The 15,599-nt window shown below is 65.2% G+C and carries 11 protein-coding genes, 1 tRNA gene and 1 pseudogene; 6 read left to right on the top strand and 7 right to left on the bottom strand.

Annotated features, from left to right (window positions below):
• Nucleotides 1–228 precede the first annotated feature (228 nt).
• From mutA to meaB, 3 genes are read left to right on the top strand one after another with little or no spacing between them, the layout of a single operon-like run.
• Entirely contained in the window at nucleotides 229–2,112 is a 1,884-nt protein-coding gene (gene mutA, locus A2J02_RS14490; protein WP_068050818.1) for a methylmalonyl-CoA mutase small subunit, read from the top strand.
• Between the two features lies 1 nt (nucleotide 2,113).
• On the top strand, nucleotides 2,114–4,399 hold the full coding sequence (scpA, locus tag A2J02_RS14485; RefSeq protein WP_068050817.1) for a methylmalonyl-CoA mutase: 2,286 nt from the start codon (nucleotides 2,114–2,116) through the stop codon (nucleotides 4,397–4,399).
• Nucleotides 4,400–4,401: 2 nt separating this feature from the next.
• The gene (gene meaB / locus A2J02_RS14480; protein ID WP_068050816.1) at nucleotides 4,402–5,436 is read left to right on the top strand and encodes a methylmalonyl Co-A mutase-associated GTPase MeaB; all 1,035 of its coding nucleotides are present in this window, start codon (nucleotides 4,402–4,404) and stop codon (nucleotides 5,434–5,436) included.
• On the opposite strand, the gene A2J02_RS14475 is transcribed toward meaB, so the two are convergent.
• A complete protein-coding gene (locus A2J02_RS14475; protein ID WP_068050815.1) occupies nucleotides 5,413–6,489 on the bottom strand; it encodes a nucleoside hydrolase in 1,077 nt (358 codons plus the stop codon). The genes meaB and A2J02_RS14475 overlap by 24 nt on opposite strands.
• Nucleotides 6,486–6,956: an OsmC family protein gene (locus A2J02_RS14470; RefSeq protein ID WP_068050814.1), complete on the bottom strand. Its 471-nt coding sequence runs from the start codon at nucleotides 6,954–6,956 to the stop codon at nucleotides 6,486–6,488. Before A2J02_RS14470 ends, A2J02_RS14475 begins: the two co-directional genes overlap by 4 nt.
• Nucleotides 6,957–7,243: 287 nt before the next feature.
• Between A2J02_RS14470 and proP the strand changes: the two genes are divergently transcribed.
• Complete coding sequence (gene proP / locus A2J02_RS14465; RefSeq protein ID WP_231893711.1) at nucleotides 7,244–8,653, top strand: glycine betaine/L-proline transporter ProP; 1,410 nt, start codon at nucleotides 7,244–7,246, stop codon at nucleotides 8,651–8,653.
• A gap of 11 nt (nucleotides 8,654–8,664) precedes the next feature.
• Here proP and A2J02_RS14460 read toward each other — a convergent pair whose 3' ends face one another.
• The 4 genes from A2J02_RS14460 to A2J02_RS14445 all read right to left on the bottom strand — a co-directional run bounded on the left by A2J02_RS14460 (nucleotide 8,665) and on the right by A2J02_RS14445 (nucleotide 13,260).
• Nucleotides 8,665–9,921 carry a saccharopine dehydrogenase family protein gene (locus A2J02_RS14460; RefSeq protein ID WP_068050812.1) on the bottom strand — a complete coding sequence of 419 codons (1,257 nt, stop codon included), beginning with the start codon at nucleotides 9,919–9,921 and terminating at the stop codon, nucleotides 8,665–8,667.
• 44 nt (nucleotides 9,922–9,965) lie between these two features.
• A complete protein-coding gene (locus tag A2J02_RS14455; RefSeq protein WP_068050811.1) occupies nucleotides 9,966–11,462 on the bottom strand; it encodes a glutamate-cysteine ligase family protein in 1,497 nt (498 codons plus the stop codon).
• 105 nt (nucleotides 11,463–11,567) lie between these two features.
• A complete protein-coding gene (locus A2J02_RS14450) occupies nucleotides 11,568–13,028 on the bottom strand; it encodes an SDR family NAD(P)-dependent oxidoreductase (protein ID WP_068050810.1) in 1,461 nt (486 codons plus the stop codon).
• Between the two features lie 146 nt (nucleotides 13,029–13,174).
• A tRNA-Leu gene (locus A2J02_RS14445) sits at nucleotides 13,175–13,260 on the bottom strand.
• Between the two features lie 204 nt (nucleotides 13,261–13,464).
• On the opposite strand from A2J02_RS14445, the gene A2J02_RS14440 reads away from it, so the two are divergent.
• Nucleotides 13,465–14,796, top strand: coding sequence for a M20/M25/M40 family metallo-hydrolase (locus tag A2J02_RS14440; protein WP_082898618.1), 1,332 nt, complete (start codon nucleotides 13,465–13,467; stop codon nucleotides 14,794–14,796).
• A gap of 16 nt (nucleotides 14,797–14,812) precedes the next feature.
• Nucleotides 14,813–15,340, top strand: coding sequence for a YbhB/YbcL family Raf kinase inhibitor-like protein (locus A2J02_RS14435; protein WP_068050809.1), 528 nt, complete (start codon nucleotides 14,813–14,815; stop codon nucleotides 15,338–15,340).
• Between the two features lie 45 nt (nucleotides 15,341–15,385).
• Here the strand turns inward: A2J02_RS14435 and A2J02_RS14430 are convergent.
• Nucleotides 15,386–15,599 (bottom strand): annotated as a pseudogene (locus A2J02_RS14430) (quinone-dependent dihydroorotate dehydrogenase); the annotation flags it as partial.

Below are 15,599 nucleotides of genomic sequence, written 5' to 3'. Positions count from 1 at the left end.
AGACGGCAACAACCGCCAGCAGCGCGATCAGTCGAACGTCACGCAGGTGCCGGGTCACGAGGGGCAAGCGTACCGGCGCGAGACGACACCTCGCTGTTTCGGCGAGTGCGAGAGCTCAGCCGTCCTACCGAACGTGAGGTGATCCTCACGATAACCTGCAAGGCGGTGGGGTTAGCATCACTTCAAGTCGGGCGCAGGACTACCCGCCGAACCGAGGGAGCAGCACACGTGTCCATCGCGTCGCACGAAGATGCCGCACGCAGCGCTCATGCGGCCTGGCAGAAGGCAGTGGCCGGTGTCCTGGCCAAATCTCGTCGGGTCGAGGTGGCCGATCTGCCCGCCGACGCCGAACATCTACTCGATTCGACGACGTACGACGGGGTCACCGTGTCCCCGCTGTACACCGCGTTCGACGAGCGCCCGGAAGGTCCACTGCCGGGGCAATTTCCCTACTTGCGGGGCCGCGACCCCCACCGCGACGTCAACGCCGGCTGGAAAGTGTGCACCCGCCACGGCTCGGTCCGCGGCGACGGCGCCGACGACGCGTCGACGCTCAACACGCAGATACTCGATTCCCTCTCCAACGGCACCAGCGCTCTGTGGTTGACGGTCGGCACCGGTGGTGTGGATCCGACTGCGCTCCCGGAGGTTCTCGGTGGAGTGTTTCTCGAGCTCGCACCGCTGACGCTCGATGCGCGCGGGGATGTTCGGGCAGCAGCTGCAGCAGTGTTCGGGGTGCTCGACTCGGCCGATATCGACGATCGCGCCGCAGTTGACATCCGGCTCGGCGTGGCCACTCTCACAGCGCCGTTGGGCGGAACCGAGTCGATCGAGATGGACGAGGCACTCGAACTGGTTCGTGAATCGATCGGTCGCACCGAGACGGTTCGTGCGATCACCGTCGACGGCACCGTGTTCCACAATCTCGGAGGCGGCGACGCGCAGGAGCTCGGTGCTGCGATCGCCGCAGGCCTCGAGTACCTCCGGTCCATGACCGATGCCGGTATCGGCATCTCGGATGCCCTGAGACAGATCGAGTTCCGATTCTCCGCCACCGACGACCAGTTCCAGACCATCGCCAAGTTCCGGGCCGCTCGCACGTTGTGGGCGCGCATCGCGCAGGTCTGCGGAGCCCCCGACGCCGGTGACGCTCCTCAGCACGCGGTGACCTCGGAGGCGATGATGTCGCAGCGGGATCCGTGGGTGAACATGCTGCGGACCACGCTGGCGTCGTTCGGCGCGGGAGTGGGCGGCGCCGATGCGGTGACCGTGCTCCCGTTCGATGCGGCACTCGACGGCGGCGCAGCCGGGGTGTCGAAGACGTTCGCGGCCCGCATCGCCCGGAACACCCAGCTGCTGCTGCTCGAAGAGGCGCATCTCGGACGGGTCCTGGATCCGGGTGCCGGGTCCTGGTACATCGAAGAACTGACCGCTGCGGTCGCCGCGAAGGCCTGGGAGTTCTTCCAGACCGTCGAAGCGTCGGGCGGATTCCGTGCCGCCGTCGCCGACGGTTCGCTCGTGGCCGCGATCGAGAAGACCCGCGCCGAACGCGATTCCGACATCGCTCACCGAGTGACCCCGCTGACCGGCGTCAACGAGTTTCCCAACCTGGCCGAGGCACCACTGACCCCGGAGCAGACCGAGCCGCAGGATTCGGCAACCGTGTACAGGTACGCCAGGGCTTTCGAAGCTTTGCGGGATCGCTCGGATGTTCATCTGGCTCAGCATGATTCACGGCCGACCGTGCTTCTGGTACCGCTGGGCAGCGTTGCCGAACACAACGTCCGGACGACATTCGCGTCGAATCTGTTGGCGTCGGGCGGGATCGAGGCCGTCAAACCGGGTCCGCTGACCGTCGAGGCTGTTGCCGGGGCAGTGGAGGCGTCCGGAGCTCACATAGCGGTGGTGTGTGGAACCGACAAGAGGTACGTCGACGAGGCCGCCACTGCCGTGGAGGCACTGCGGGCAGCAGGCGTCACGCAGGTGCTGCTCGCCGGTCCCGAGAAGATCTTCACCGGCGTCGAGGGTGACTCGCGTCCCGATGGATTCCTGACCGCGAAGGTCGACGCCGTCGCCGTGCTGACCGAACTTCTCGACACCCTGGGAGCCTGAGATGAGCGAGCCTGAAGTGAATACCGACGAGCGCAGAATCTCGCACACCATCGGCAGTTTCGCCGAGGTGCCACTGGTCGATCCCGACGAGCCGACTCCGCCGCCGCCGTCGGCCGAGGACGTCAACGCTCACGTGGAGAAGGGCGCGAAGGCCAACTTCTACACACCCGAGCAGGTGGTGTGGTCCACCCCCGAGGGCATCGACGTCAAGCCGGTGTTCACCGAGGCCGATCGCGCCGCCGCCGAGGCCGAGGGCTACCCGCTGCACAGCTACCCGGGTGCCCCGCCGTTCCTTCGCGGGCCGTATCCCACGATGTACGTCAACCAGCCGTGGACCATTCGTCAGTACGCGGGCTTCTCCACCGCGGCCGAGTCCAACGCGTTCTATCGTCGAAACCTCGCGGCCGGCCAGAAGGGTCTGTCGGTGGCGTTCGACCTGGCCACCCACCGCGGCTACGACTCCGATCACCCGCGAGTACAGGGTGACGTCGGAATGGCCGGTGTGGCCATCGATTCCATCTACGACATGCGTCAGCTGTTCGACGGCATCGACCTGGGCAGCGTCTCGGTCTCGATGACCATGAACGGTGCGGTGCTGCCGATCCTGGCGCTGTACGTCGCGGCCGCCGAGGAGCAGGGCGTCGGGCCGGAGAAGCTCGCCGGCACCATCCAGAACGACATTCTCAAAGAGTTCATGGTGCGCAACACCTACATCTATCCGCCCAAGCCGTCGATGCGCATCATCTCGGACATCTTCGCGTACACCAGCGAGAAGATGCCCAAGTACAACTCGATCTCCATCTCCGGCTACCACATCCAAGAAGCCGGAGCCACTGCCGATCTCGAACTCGCGTACACCCTCGCGGACGGTGTCGAGTACATCCGGGCCGGTCTGGATGCGGGCATGGACATCGATACGTTCGCGCCGCGACTGTCGTTCTTCTGGGCCATCGGAATGAACTTCTTCATGGAGGTCGCCAAGCTTCGGGCCGGGCGTCTGCTGTGGGCCGAGCTCGTCCAGCAGTTCGAGCCCGAGAGCGCCAAATCCCGTTCGCTGCGCACTCATTCACAGACGTCGGGTTGGTCGTTGACGGCACAGGACGTGTTCAACAACGTCGCCCGTACCTGTGTGGAGGCGATGGCGGCAACCCAGGGACACACCCAGTCGCTGCACACCAACGCCCTCGACGAGGCTCTCGCCCTGCCGACGGACTTCTCGGCGCGGATCGCCCGCAACACCCAGCTGCTCATCGCTCAGGAGTCCAACACCGTTCGCCCGATCGATCCGTGGGGCGGCTCGCACTACGTCGAGTGGCTCACTCATCAGCTCGCGAATCGGGCCCGGGCACACATCGCCGAGGTCGAGGAAGCGGGCGGCATGGCTCAGGCCATCGGCGAGGGCATTCCCAAGCTACGCATCGAGGAGGCGGCGGCCCGCACCCAGGCGCGTATCGACTCCGGCCGTCAGCCCCTGGTGGGCGTCAACAAGTACGTGCCCGACGAGCCCGACACCATCGAGGTGCTCAAGGTCGAGAACTCCAAGGTTCGACGTGAGCAGATCGAAAAGCTCGAGCGGTTGCGGGCCGAGCGGGACACCGCCGAGGTCGAGGCCGCTCTGGCGAACCTGACCAGAGCTGCGGCGTCGGATCAGCCGGGGATGGAGAACAATCTGCTGGCCCTCGCCATCGACGCGGCACGCAAGATGGCCACCGTCGGCGAGATCTCCGACGCGCTCGAGAAGGTCTACGGGCGCCATCAGGCCGAAATCCGGACAATCAGTGGTGTGTACCGCGACGAGGCAGGCAAATCCGAGAACATCACCCGCGCCACGACGCTGGTCGAGCAGTTCGCCGAGGACGAGGGCCGTCGGCCTCGCGTCCTGGTGTGCAAGATGGGTCAGGACGGGCACGACCGTGGTCAGAAGGTCATCGCCACGGCGTTCGCGGACATCGGCTTCGACGTGGACGTCGGCCCGCTGTTCCAGACCCCCGAGGAGGTGGCCCGCCAGGCCGCCGACAACGACGTTCACGTCGTCGGAGTGTCGTCACTGGCGGCAGGCCACCTGACGCTGGTGCCCGCCCTGCGGCAGGCCTTGGCCGACGTCGGCCGCGAGGACATCATGATCGTCGTCGGTGGCGTCATCCCACCCGGCGATTTCGACGAGCTGTACGCCGCGGGCGCTGCGGCGATCTTCCCTCCGGGCACCGTCATCGCCGACGCAGCGATCGGCCTGGTGGAGAAGCTGTCCGTTGCGCTCGGGCACGCACCACGCGAGGCCAACGCCTGAGTATGGGTTCTCCGAACGACAACACGAGTTCCTCGACCGGTGCAGCGTCGCCGAGAGGCCGAACCATCGACATCGATGCGGTGGCCGACGCTGTCCGAGCGAACGAGCGATCCGGTTTGGCGCGTGCTATCACCTTGGTCGAGTCGACCCGATCGGATCATCGAGACCTGGCTCAGCAGTTGCTGCTGCGGGTGCTGCCCGATGCCGGTGGCTCCCATCGAGTCGGCATCACCGGCGTGCCGGGGGTCGGCAAATCGACCTTCATCGACGCGCTCGGAATGCGGTTGATCGAGAAGGGGCACCGAGTCGCGGTGCTGGCCGTCGATCCGTCGTCGACGCGGACCGGTGGTTCCATCCTGGGTGACAAGACCCGGATGTCGCGTCTCGCGGTGCAGGAGAACGCGTACATTCGGCCGTCTCCGACGTCGGGAACCCTGGGCGGGGTCGCACGTGCGACGCGAGAGACGATCGTGCTCCTCGAAGCGGCAGGCTTCGACGTCATTCTGGTGGAGACGGTGGGCGTCGGGCAGTCCGAGGTGACGGTCGCGAACATGGTCGACTGCTTCACGTTCCTGACGCTTGCGCGCACCGGAGATCAGTTGCAGGGCATCAAGAAGGGCGTTCTCGAGCTCGCCGACCTGGTGGCCGTCAACAAGGCCGACGGCAAGCACGCGACCGACGCGAAGAACGCGGCGCGGGAGTTGGCGGGCGCGCTGCGGCTGATCTATCCGCACGACGCTATCTGGAAGCCCCCGGTGTTGACGATGAGCGCCATCGAGGGCACCGGTCTCGACGAGTACTGGGACACCGTGCTACGCCATCAGCAAGTGCTCAGTGACGCAGGCGAATTCGCCGAGAAGCGTCGCAAGCAGCAGGTCGATTGGACGTGGACGATGGTCAACGACCAGCTGCTGCGCAGGCTGGCGCAGAATCCCTCCGTCAAGGCGATCCGCGGCGACGTCGAGGCCCGGGTGCGTGACGGTTCACTGACCGCCGCGCTGGCTGCGCAGGAACTACTCGACGCGTTCGATTCCTGAAGCTCCTTCTTTTGGCCCTGGGGCCGGGTAGAGCCGGGCGGCGAGTTCCCCGACTCGCTCGATCAAGCGGTCGAAGAATGCCTCCGGGTCCGTACGGGTCGCGATCGCGGCATTCGGTTCTCGACCCCACATCCCGCGCCAGTCGGCCACTGTCGTTCCGCGCGTGAGAGTCCCGACGAGTTCGACGTCCACGGTCGCGTGTCGGTAGGTGGCGATGTCCGCGTCCAGCGCGAGCGCGGCCGCGAACGGATCGTGCATGTGTGCCAAGAATCCCTGATCGTGATCGCGATGGAATTCCAGGTAGAACCGCACCGCGTCGGAGAAGTGCCGCACGATCGGGTTCGAAGCGGTCGATCGAACACCCGGAGCATCGCTCGACGAGATCGATTCGGCCGGAATGCTTCCGGCGCGTTCGGCAAGACGCCGGATGTGTTCGGGGGTCATCTCTACGGTCTCGGTGATGTCGAGCGCGCAGACGATGGGATGGCGCTCCGGCGGTAGTCCGGAGAAGGCCGCGAACACTTCCGCGGCGGCCTCGGGGTCGACGGCGATGTTCCACTCGCTGGTCGGTGTCGTGTTGCCCTGGTGCTGAAATGCGCCGCCCATCAACACCAGTCGCTTCAACAGTCGAGGTAGCTCAGGATCCCGACGGATCGCCAGAGCGAGATTGGTCAGCGGACCGGTGACCAATCCGGTGATCTCGCCCGGCCGCGAACGAACCAGCTCGATCCACATCGTGGTGGCGTCCCGGTCGGACAGCGGCCGCGTCGACACCGGAAGCTCCGCGTACCCGATGCCCTGCGGACCGTGGGTGTCCTCGGTGGGCATCAGTGGTGCCACGAGGGGTACCTGTGCGCCGAGCGAGACCTCGACGTCGCCCGCGCGGCACAGGTCGAGCCAGGCGAGATTGTTCGCGGCAACCTGGTTCACCGGCACATTGCCCGCGGTGGATGCGATGCCGAGGATCTCGGCATCCTCACTGGCGAGCAAGTAGAGCAACGCGAGAGAATCGTCGATTCCGGTGTCCACGTCGACGATCAAGGGGACGGTCACGACGCCACCTCCGTCGTCGGGATGTGTCGCACCGGGAAATTGACCGACCGCGCGATGAAACACTTCGAAGACGCCGATGCGTGCAGTCGCTCGGCCCGCGGCACCATCGACGGGTCGACGACGGTCACGGCCGGAGCCAGGGTGACCTCCACGAACTGACCCGAACCGTCGGACTGCTCGGTCATCACTCCGGTGGGGGAGTCGGTGTATTCGGTGACGACCACTCCCGATGCCGCGGCGAGCCCGAGGTACCACAGCATATGGCAACTGGACAGCGAGGCGACGAGCATCTCCTCGGGATTCCAACGCTCGGGATTGCCGCGAAAGCTCGGATCGGAGCTCGCGTGGAGGTCGGGCTTGCCGGGTGCCGAGACGGTGTGGTCGCGATCGTAGGCAGCGGCACCGGTGGTACCGACGCCGCGGTTGCCCGTCCAGTTCACCGTGAGTCCGTAGTTGTGGTTCGGCACGGGTCCATCCTGCCAGCTGTGCGTCTATCCGTGTCGTTGCCCCGCGACGGCCTCTGTCCGGATTGGCCGAATTGCTCCAATTGTCAACGTGGTGTGCCATATTCGACGTCCTGCCGTTCACCTGGAGGAACAGCGGTAGACCGAGTTCGGCCGTTTGAAATCATGTCGTTTGTCTGGCTAACGTTGCTGGAATGACCGTAGCCCGAGAACCTGAGACAACCCCGCAGCACACGCGGTGGGGACATCGACACGTCCAGCTTCTTCGACGCGACGCGTTCACGAACCGAATGCGGAGGAAGCCGGCGCTCTCGCAGGAGAGCATCACCGTCGTGGATCAGCCGATGCTCAAGCGCGCGGTGTCGGCCGCTGCTCTCGGCAACACGATGGAGTGGTTCGACTTCGGTGTGTACGGCTACCTGGCCGCGACGTTGGGCAAGGTGTTCTACCCCGACGCCACGCCCGCAGTGCAGCTCATCTCGACGTTCGCCACGTTCGCGGCAGCGTTCGTCGTCCGTCCACTCGGAGGCCTGTTCTTCGGACCGCTGGGGGACCGAATCGGGCGGCAGAAGGTACTCGCCGCGACGATGATCATGATGGCGATCGGCACGCTGGCCGTCGGACTCATCCCCAGTTACGCGACCATCGGGATCTGGGCACCGATTCTCCTACTCGTCGCGCGGCTGGTCCAAGGGTTCTCCACCGGCGGCGAGTACGGCGGTGCCACGACGTTCATCGCCGAGTACTCCCCGGACAAGCGTCGTGGTTTTCTCGGTAGTTGGCTCGACTTCGGCACTTTCGTCGGTTATGCCATGGGCTCGGGCCTGGTGACGATCCTCAACGCGGTGTTGGGTGACGCCACGATGGTCGAATGGGGCTGGCGCATACCGTTCTTCGTCGCAGGACCGATGGGTCTGATCGGGCTGTACCTGCGGCTCAAGCTGGAAGACACGCCTGCGTTCCGCAAACAACTCGACGAACATGACAGCAAGGTCAAGGCGCAGGAGAGCGGCCGGAGGTCGATCGGAAAGATCTTCACCGACCATTGGCGGGCTCTGTTGATCTGCATGGGAATCGTGTTGCTGTACAACGTGACCAACTACATGGTGACGTCATATCTACCCACGTACTTCACCGAGGTCGTCGGCCGCAGTCAGCTCAGCGCCGATTTGCTCGTCTTGTCGGCGATGCTCGTCGTGGTGAGCGTCATCGTGGGTGTCGGCCGGCTCACCGACCGAATCGGCCGCAAACCGGTGTTCGTCTTCGGCGCCGTCGGGCAGATCGTTCTCGCCGTGCCCTGCTTCCTGTTGCTGCGCAGCAGTGGGTGGATGGGGCCGCTGATCGCATGCGTGCTGCTGGGTCTCGTGCTGGCATGTTTCGCGGCACCGAGCGCATCGACGCTACCGGCCCTGTTTCCCACCCGAATTCGCTACGCGGCGCTGTCGATCGGGTTCAATCTGTCGGTGTCGATCTTCGGTGGTACGACGCCGCTGGTCACCTCGGCGTTGGTCAGCGCAACGGGTAGCCCGATGATCCCTGCGTACTACCTCGTCCTGAGCGGTGTTATCGGCCTCGTCGCCGTCGGATTTCTGCGCGAGTCGGCCACCCAACCGTTGGAAGGTTCACCGCCACAGGTCGACTCGACCGAGGAGGCCGAGGAGCTCTACTCCGAGCTGTCCTCGGCCTCCCCGCGGTCGTAGTTCGCCGTCGATCAGTTCCGCTTGGCCCAGATCTCCATGCCGGCAGCGTTGAGACGATCGACGAGAACGTCACCGATCGCGGTGGCGGGAGTGAGAACTCCTGCGGCCTTCGGCAAGGCGTCGCCGCCGTACACGAGTGCGAGTGCCGACTCCGCCAGCATGACCGCGGTGGCCTTGTAGCCGGGGTCTCCCGAAGCTTTGACCCGAGCCCGGTAGCGAGCCCCCGACGTGGTGAGGGTGTACAGGTCGACCGTGAAATGTCCCTTCTCACGGGCTTTTTCACTCGGGCCGGTGCCCGGCTTGGGCAGAATGCGATCGAGCACCTTGGCCGGAAGCACAGTCATCGCGGACACGCCGACGAAGAGCCCGGCAGACAGAGCACCGGCGAGGACGGGGCTGGCGAACGACGAGCCGACACTCATCACCTCGCTGTAGCGGAACTGCTTTCCGTAGGCCCAGTCGCGAAGTGCATTGGTGCGCCGGACGACTCGCGTGTTGTACGAGGCCATCACGAACGGGGCTTTCCAGCCACGCAGGCTCGGGTCGATCTTCTTGCCGTCGATCAGCACGGTGTCGAGCTGACGGCCGAGCTGTGGCTCAAGGCCCCGGTCGGGACTGAGGGAGTACGGCCGCGCGGCGATGCGTCGGGCCCGCTTGTCCTTCTTCATCGCCTCGATCTGCCCGCGCAGCGAGTCGATGGTGCCGCCGCTGACCCCGCCGGACATCGACGTGACCACCAGGGTCGTGTCGGTCAGCTCACCGGCGTTGTCTGCGGTCACGGCCTCGTACAGCGCGTGTACGCCGATGTCGGACGGGATGGAATCGAAGCCGCACGAGTGAACGATGCGGGCCCCGGTGCGCTGAGCGATTTCGTGGTTGGTATCGATGCTCTCGCGAGCGAACAGGACCTCGCCGGTGAGGTCGACGTAATCCGTCCCGGCCTCGGCGCACGCCGTTGCCAATTCCAAGCCGTACTTGGCGTAGGGACCGACCGTGGTGATGACGACTCGGGTCGATCGGGCCATGGCCTCGAGCGATGCGAGGTCGGTTGCGTCGGCCTCGAGAACTGACCACTGCTGAGCCCTGGAGCCCAGTTCTTTCCTGGCGGCCTCCACCCTCGCCGTAGAGCGCCCGGCGAGGGCGATGCGGGTGTCTGCCGGTGCATGCTCGGCGAGGTACTTCGCCGTCAATTTCCCGACGAAGCCGGTGACGCCGTAGACGACGATGTCGTGAGTGCGATCGGGGGAGTCGGATGCAGGCGAATTCATACCAGCGACACTAACGCGGGTCACCCCGGCGAGTCGACGCGCCGTCAGTTCGTCCAGGTGTGCACGGGTTCTCCGGCATTCATGAGGGTGACGTAATCACCGAGCATTCCCGCAAGCGCTCTATCGCGCTTCTCACCGGCGCTTTCGCGGGCGACGACGGCGTTGCGCTGCCACACCGAGCCGGACTGCTTGGCCAGGCACCGCGCCTCGATCACCCCCAGATAGCGGTCGCGGACCGCCGCGTCCACGCCGTAGGCGGCCAATCCGGCGTCGGCCAGGGGCAGCAGCCGACGCAACACCAGTTCCTGCGGACTCACCCAACCCACCTCGGGCCAGTAGAGCATCGAATCGAACCCGCCGCGGGCCGCGGAGTGCACGTTCTCCTCGGCGGCGTCGAACGACATCTGCGACCACAGCGGGCGGTCGGCATCGGCCAGCGCGCGGACGGTTCCGTAGTAGAACGCCGCGTCGGCGAGAGTGTCCACCACCGACGGTCCGGCCGGCAGAACGCGATTCTCCAGCCTGATGTGATGGCCGTCGCCGGACCGGTCGTAGATCGGCCTGTTCCACCGGTAGACGGTTCCGTTGTGCATGCGCAGTTCGGACAGCGACGGTGTCTTGCCCTCGGCCAGCGCAGCCTTGGGATCCTCCTCGCTGCAGACCGGCAGCAACGCAGGGAAGTAGCGTGAATTCTCCTCGAACAGATCGAAGATCGAGGTGATCCATCGTTCGCCGAACCACACCCGCGGTCGGACACCCTGATTCTTGAGCTCCTGCGGCCTGGTGTCGGTGGCCTGCTCGAACAGCGGAATGCGAGTCTCGTGCCACAGCGCGCGTCCGGCGAAGAACGGCGAGTTGGCGGCGAGCGCCACCTGTACACCCGAAAGGGCTTGCGCTGCATTCCAATACGACGCGAACTCGTCCGGAGCCACCTGCAGGTGCAGCTGAACCGACGTGCAGGCCGCCTCGGGCAGGATCGTGTCGGTCACGATGTCGAGATCCTCGGCGGCAGCGGCACCGGGCAGTCGAACTCCGCCGATCTTCAGTTCGATGTCCTCGCCCCGAGCGGCGAAGATCTGCTGATTGAGCAGGTCGTAGCGCGGATTCGCCGAGAGCCACCGGTGCTCGAAGTGCTCCTCGTCCAGAGTCGGGAGCATGCCGATCATGGCGAGCCGACTACCCGAGGTGCGGGCGCGTTCGTCCGCTGCATTCAGCGATCTGCGCAGGTCGGTCTCCAACTCGGCGATCGAGGCACCGCGCAGTGGCCGAGGGTCGACGTTGATCTCGATGTTGAACTGGCCGAGCTCGGTTTGATAGTCGGGATCGGCGATGGCGTCGAGCACCGCCGCGTTGGCCATCGACGGTTCCATGTCGTCGTCGACGAGATTGAGCTCGATCTCCATGCCTATCTGCGGTTCACCGACGTGGAAGGTCTCATCGGCCAACATGATCGCCAGGGCATCGAGACAGTCCTGCACCTTCTGGCGAAACTCGTGCCTGTCCTGCCTGGTGAACTTACGGCGCTCGACGTCCTCGCCCATGGTGCCCGCCTATCGGTGCGTGAAGAAGGGCCGTTCGCTCGCGCGCAACGACTTCGGCTTACGAGTATCGCAGCCCATGTTCGCCGAGGGGCACGCACGCGAAAATCACCAGGGTGACGGCTGGTAGTCCTTGAGGAACGAGCCGTGCAGATCGACTCCGAGTTCGCCCTGCACGATCGGGTCGTACACCCGGGCGGCACCGTCGACCAGGTCGAGTGGAGCGTGGAAACCTTCGTCGGCGAGCCGCATCTTGGTGGGGTGTGGCCGTTCGTCGGTGATCCAGCCGGTGTCGACGGCGGTCATCAGGATCCCGCTCTCGAGCATCTCCTTCGCGCTGGTGCGCGTCAGCATGTTCAGCGCGGCCTTGGCCATGTTGGTGTGGGGATGGCCCGGCCCCTTGTACGCGCGGCCGAACTGGCCTTCCATGGCCGAGACGTTGACCACGTACTTGCGGCGCGCGTCCGAGGCCTCCATCGCGGTGCGTAGCCGCGAGACCAGGATGAAGGGTGCGACGGAATTGCAGAGCTGCACCTCGAGCAGTTCCACAGGGTCGACCTGCTCGACGGTGTGGATCCAGCTGTTGGTCTCGGCGAGATCGGGCACCAGACCCCCGGCATCGATGGCGAGCCCGCTCTCGATTCTCTCGGCCGTGACCGAGCCGGCGACCATGGCGAGCGAGGCCACGTCGTCCGCGCTCAGGGCAGCAGTCGATCGGCCGCCGATCGCGGTGGCGGGCAACGAGCTCGCCAGTGACGCCGGGTGCGCATCACTGGTCTTGCCGAACGTGATCCGCTCCGGTCCCGCTCCCTCGGTCAGGGCTGCGGGCAACGGTTCGGCTTCCGCATCGGCCAGTGCGCTGTAGGAACCGGGGGAGCGTTTGACGGTCTGTGCGGCGTTGTTGATCAGAATGTCCAGAGGTCCCTCGGCCGCGACCGAATCGGCGAGCGCCACAACCTGAGCCGGATCGCGAAGATCGATACCGACGACGCGCAGACGGTGCAGCCACTGGTCACTGTCGTCCATCGCGGCGAAGCGACGCACGGCATCGTTGGGGAATCGGGTGGTGATGGTCGTGTGGGCACCGTCGCGCAGCAGTCGAAGTGCGATGTACATCCCGATCTTCGCCCGACCACCGGTCAGCAACGCCCGCCGGCCGGACAGATCGGTTCGCGCGTTGCGTTTGCCTCGATTGAGCGTCGCGCACTCCGGGCACAGCTGGTGATAGAACGAGTCGACGTGGGTGTAGCGCTGCTTGCAGATGTAGCAGGGGCGAGCCTTGATCAGAGTGCCTGCGATGTCTCCCTCGGCGCGGGAGGTCAGGGACAGTCCTGCGGTCTCGTCGTCGATTCGGTCCGGGGATCCGGTTGCGGTTGCCGCGACGACGGCACGGTCGGCCGCGTTGACGGCGTTGCGCGCCGCGACGCGTCGGGCACGCTTGAGATCTTTGAACATGGCACCGGATGCGCGCTGCACAGCGATCGAATCCGGATGGTTCTTGTCCAGCTCTGCGGCCTGCTTCAGCACGCGCAGGCACGTCTCGAGATCGGTCGGGTCGATCGCGTCCATCGTCGGTCTCCTAGCATCGGCCCCTTCGAGCCGAACGAAAGCGAGTGCAGAACGAAAAAGACCCCGATTCCGAAGAATCAGGGTCAGTTTCGTCTGTCTCAACTCAGATCTGTTAAAATCTTTGTCTGACTACATCTTTCAGACGGTGTCCGAGGGGGGACTTGAACCCCCACGTCCGTTAATAGGACACTAGCACCTCAAGCTAGCGCGTCTGCCATTCCGCCACTCGGACAAGTGCGACCTCTGCCGCATATTCTTTTGTTGCTTTCACAGCCGGCCGCTGTGTGCTGCGTAAGATTATCCGACGGGTTCCCGATAACCCAAATCCCCACGTCAGTTCATGCTCGAGGCCGTTTCTCATGATGCCCGGAGCCGATTCTGGTGGTAGGAACGACGTGTGCCCAACGATGTGAGCAATCCCGGAAACACAACCGATATCGACGCCACCGTTGCCCTCGACGAAGTCGTGGATCTCGTCAGTTCCCTCATCCGGTTCGACACCTCGAACACGGGGGAACTCGACACGACCGTCGGCGAGAAGGAATGCGCCGAGTGGGTGGCGAGCAAGCTCGAGGAAGTGGGCTACGAGACGGAGTACGTCGAGTCCGGTGCCCCGGGTCGAGGCAACGTGTTCGCGTGGCTGCGCGGAGCGGACTCCTCTCGCGGCGCGCTGCTGGTCCACGGACACCTGGATGTCGTACCGGCCGAACCGGCCGACTGGAGCGTGCATCCGTTCTCCGGGGCCGTCGAGGACGGTTACGTGTGGGGCCGAGGCGCGGTGGACATGAAGGACATGGTCGGCATGGCTCTCGCGCTGGCCCGCCAATTCAAGTCCAACGGAACCGTCCCACCCCGCGACATCCTGTTCGCGTTCCTGGCGGACGAGGAGGCGGGCGGCAAGTACGGATCGCACTGGTTGGTCGACAACCGACCCGATCTGTTCGAGGGCGTCACCGAGGCGGTCGGTGAGGTCGGCGGGTTCTCGCTCACCGTCGCTCGTCCGGACGGCACCGAGAAGCGGCTCTACATGGTCGAGACGGCGGAGAAGAGCCTGGCCTGGATGCGGCTGACGGCCAAGGCCCGCGCCGGACACGGATCCTTCCTGCACGACGACAACGCCGTGACGTACCTCGCCGAGGCAGTGGCCAAACTGGGCAATCACACGTTTCCGCTGGTGCTCACCGAATCGGTCTCGCAATTTCTGCAGGCGGTCTCGGAGGAATCGGGTCTCGATTTCGACCCGACGTCACCGGACATCGACGGCACCCTGCTCAAACTCGGCAGCATCGCCCGCATCGTCGGAGCGACCCTTCGCGACACCGCGAACCCGACGATGCTCTCGGCCGGCTACAAGGCGAACGTGATTCCGCAGACGGCGACGGCAGTGGTGGACTGCCGAGTGCTGCCGGGGCGGCAGGCGGCCTTCGAGAAGGAGGTCGACGAGTTGATCGGCCCGAACGTCGAACGCGAATGGATCACGAAACTCGAACCGTACGAGACCACGTTCGACGGCGATCTCGTCGACGCGATGAACGACGCAGTCCTGGCACACGATCCGAACGGTCGAACCGTTCCCTACATGCTGTCCGGCGGAACCGACGCAAAAGCGTTCGCGCGCATCGGTATTCGCTGCTTCGGCTTCGCTCCGCTGAAGTTGCCACCGGAACTGGATTTCGCGGCGTTGTTTCACGGCATCGACGAACGAGTACCCGTGGAATCGTTGGAGTTCGGTACACAGGTACTCGAACACTTCTTGCTGCACAGCTGATACGAAAGGAACCATCGTGGCGTACAACCCATACGACTCGCTTCCGGACCTACCATCCTTCGAGTTGACGTCCGAGGACGTCGAGGACGGCCAGACATTGGCCGCTCAGCAGGTCAGTGGAATCATGGGAGCCGGTGGGCACGACAACTCTCCGCAGCTGTCCTGGTCCGGATTCCCCGAGGGCACCAAGAGCTTCGCTGTCACCGTCTACGACCCCGACGCGCCGACAGCATCCGGCTTCTGGCACTGGGCAGTGGCGAACATCCCCGTCGAGACGACATCGCTGGTGTCGGGCGCAGGCGACGACGGCGGGACCGGGGTGCCCAGCACCGCGGTGACGCTCAAGAACGACGCCGGTCTGTTCCGCTACATCGGTGCTGCTCCGCCCGCAGGCCACGGCCCGCACCGCTACTTCATCGTGGTTCACGCGGTGGACGTCGAACGGCTCGAAGTGGACGAGACGGCCACCCCGGCCTACCTCGGCTTCAACCTGTTCTCGCACGCCATCGGTCGTGCGGTCCTCACCGGCATCTACGAGGCCTGAGCTCGAACGTCGGGTGTCGGAACACCGGTTCCGACACCCGACGGTTCAGGGCTTGTTCGCCGAGCCCACCGCATCGGTGATCGTGGCGAAGCCGTGTTCCTCGAGCCGAGTTGCCAGTCCCCGGTGAATGTTCTTGATCCACAGCGGGCCGCCGTAGATGAACCCGGTGTAGCCCTGCACCAGTGACGCGCCCGCAGTGATGCGTTCCCACGCCTGCGCCTCGGTCTCGATTCCGCCGACGGAAATCAGCGTCAGCCGG

Source organism: Rhodococcus sp. EPR-147 (assembly GCF_001647185.1).
GTDB lineage: Bacteria > Actinomycetota > Actinomycetes > Mycobacteriales > Mycobacteriaceae > Rhodococcoides.
This window is presented reverse-complemented; position numbering and strand designations above follow the sequence as displayed.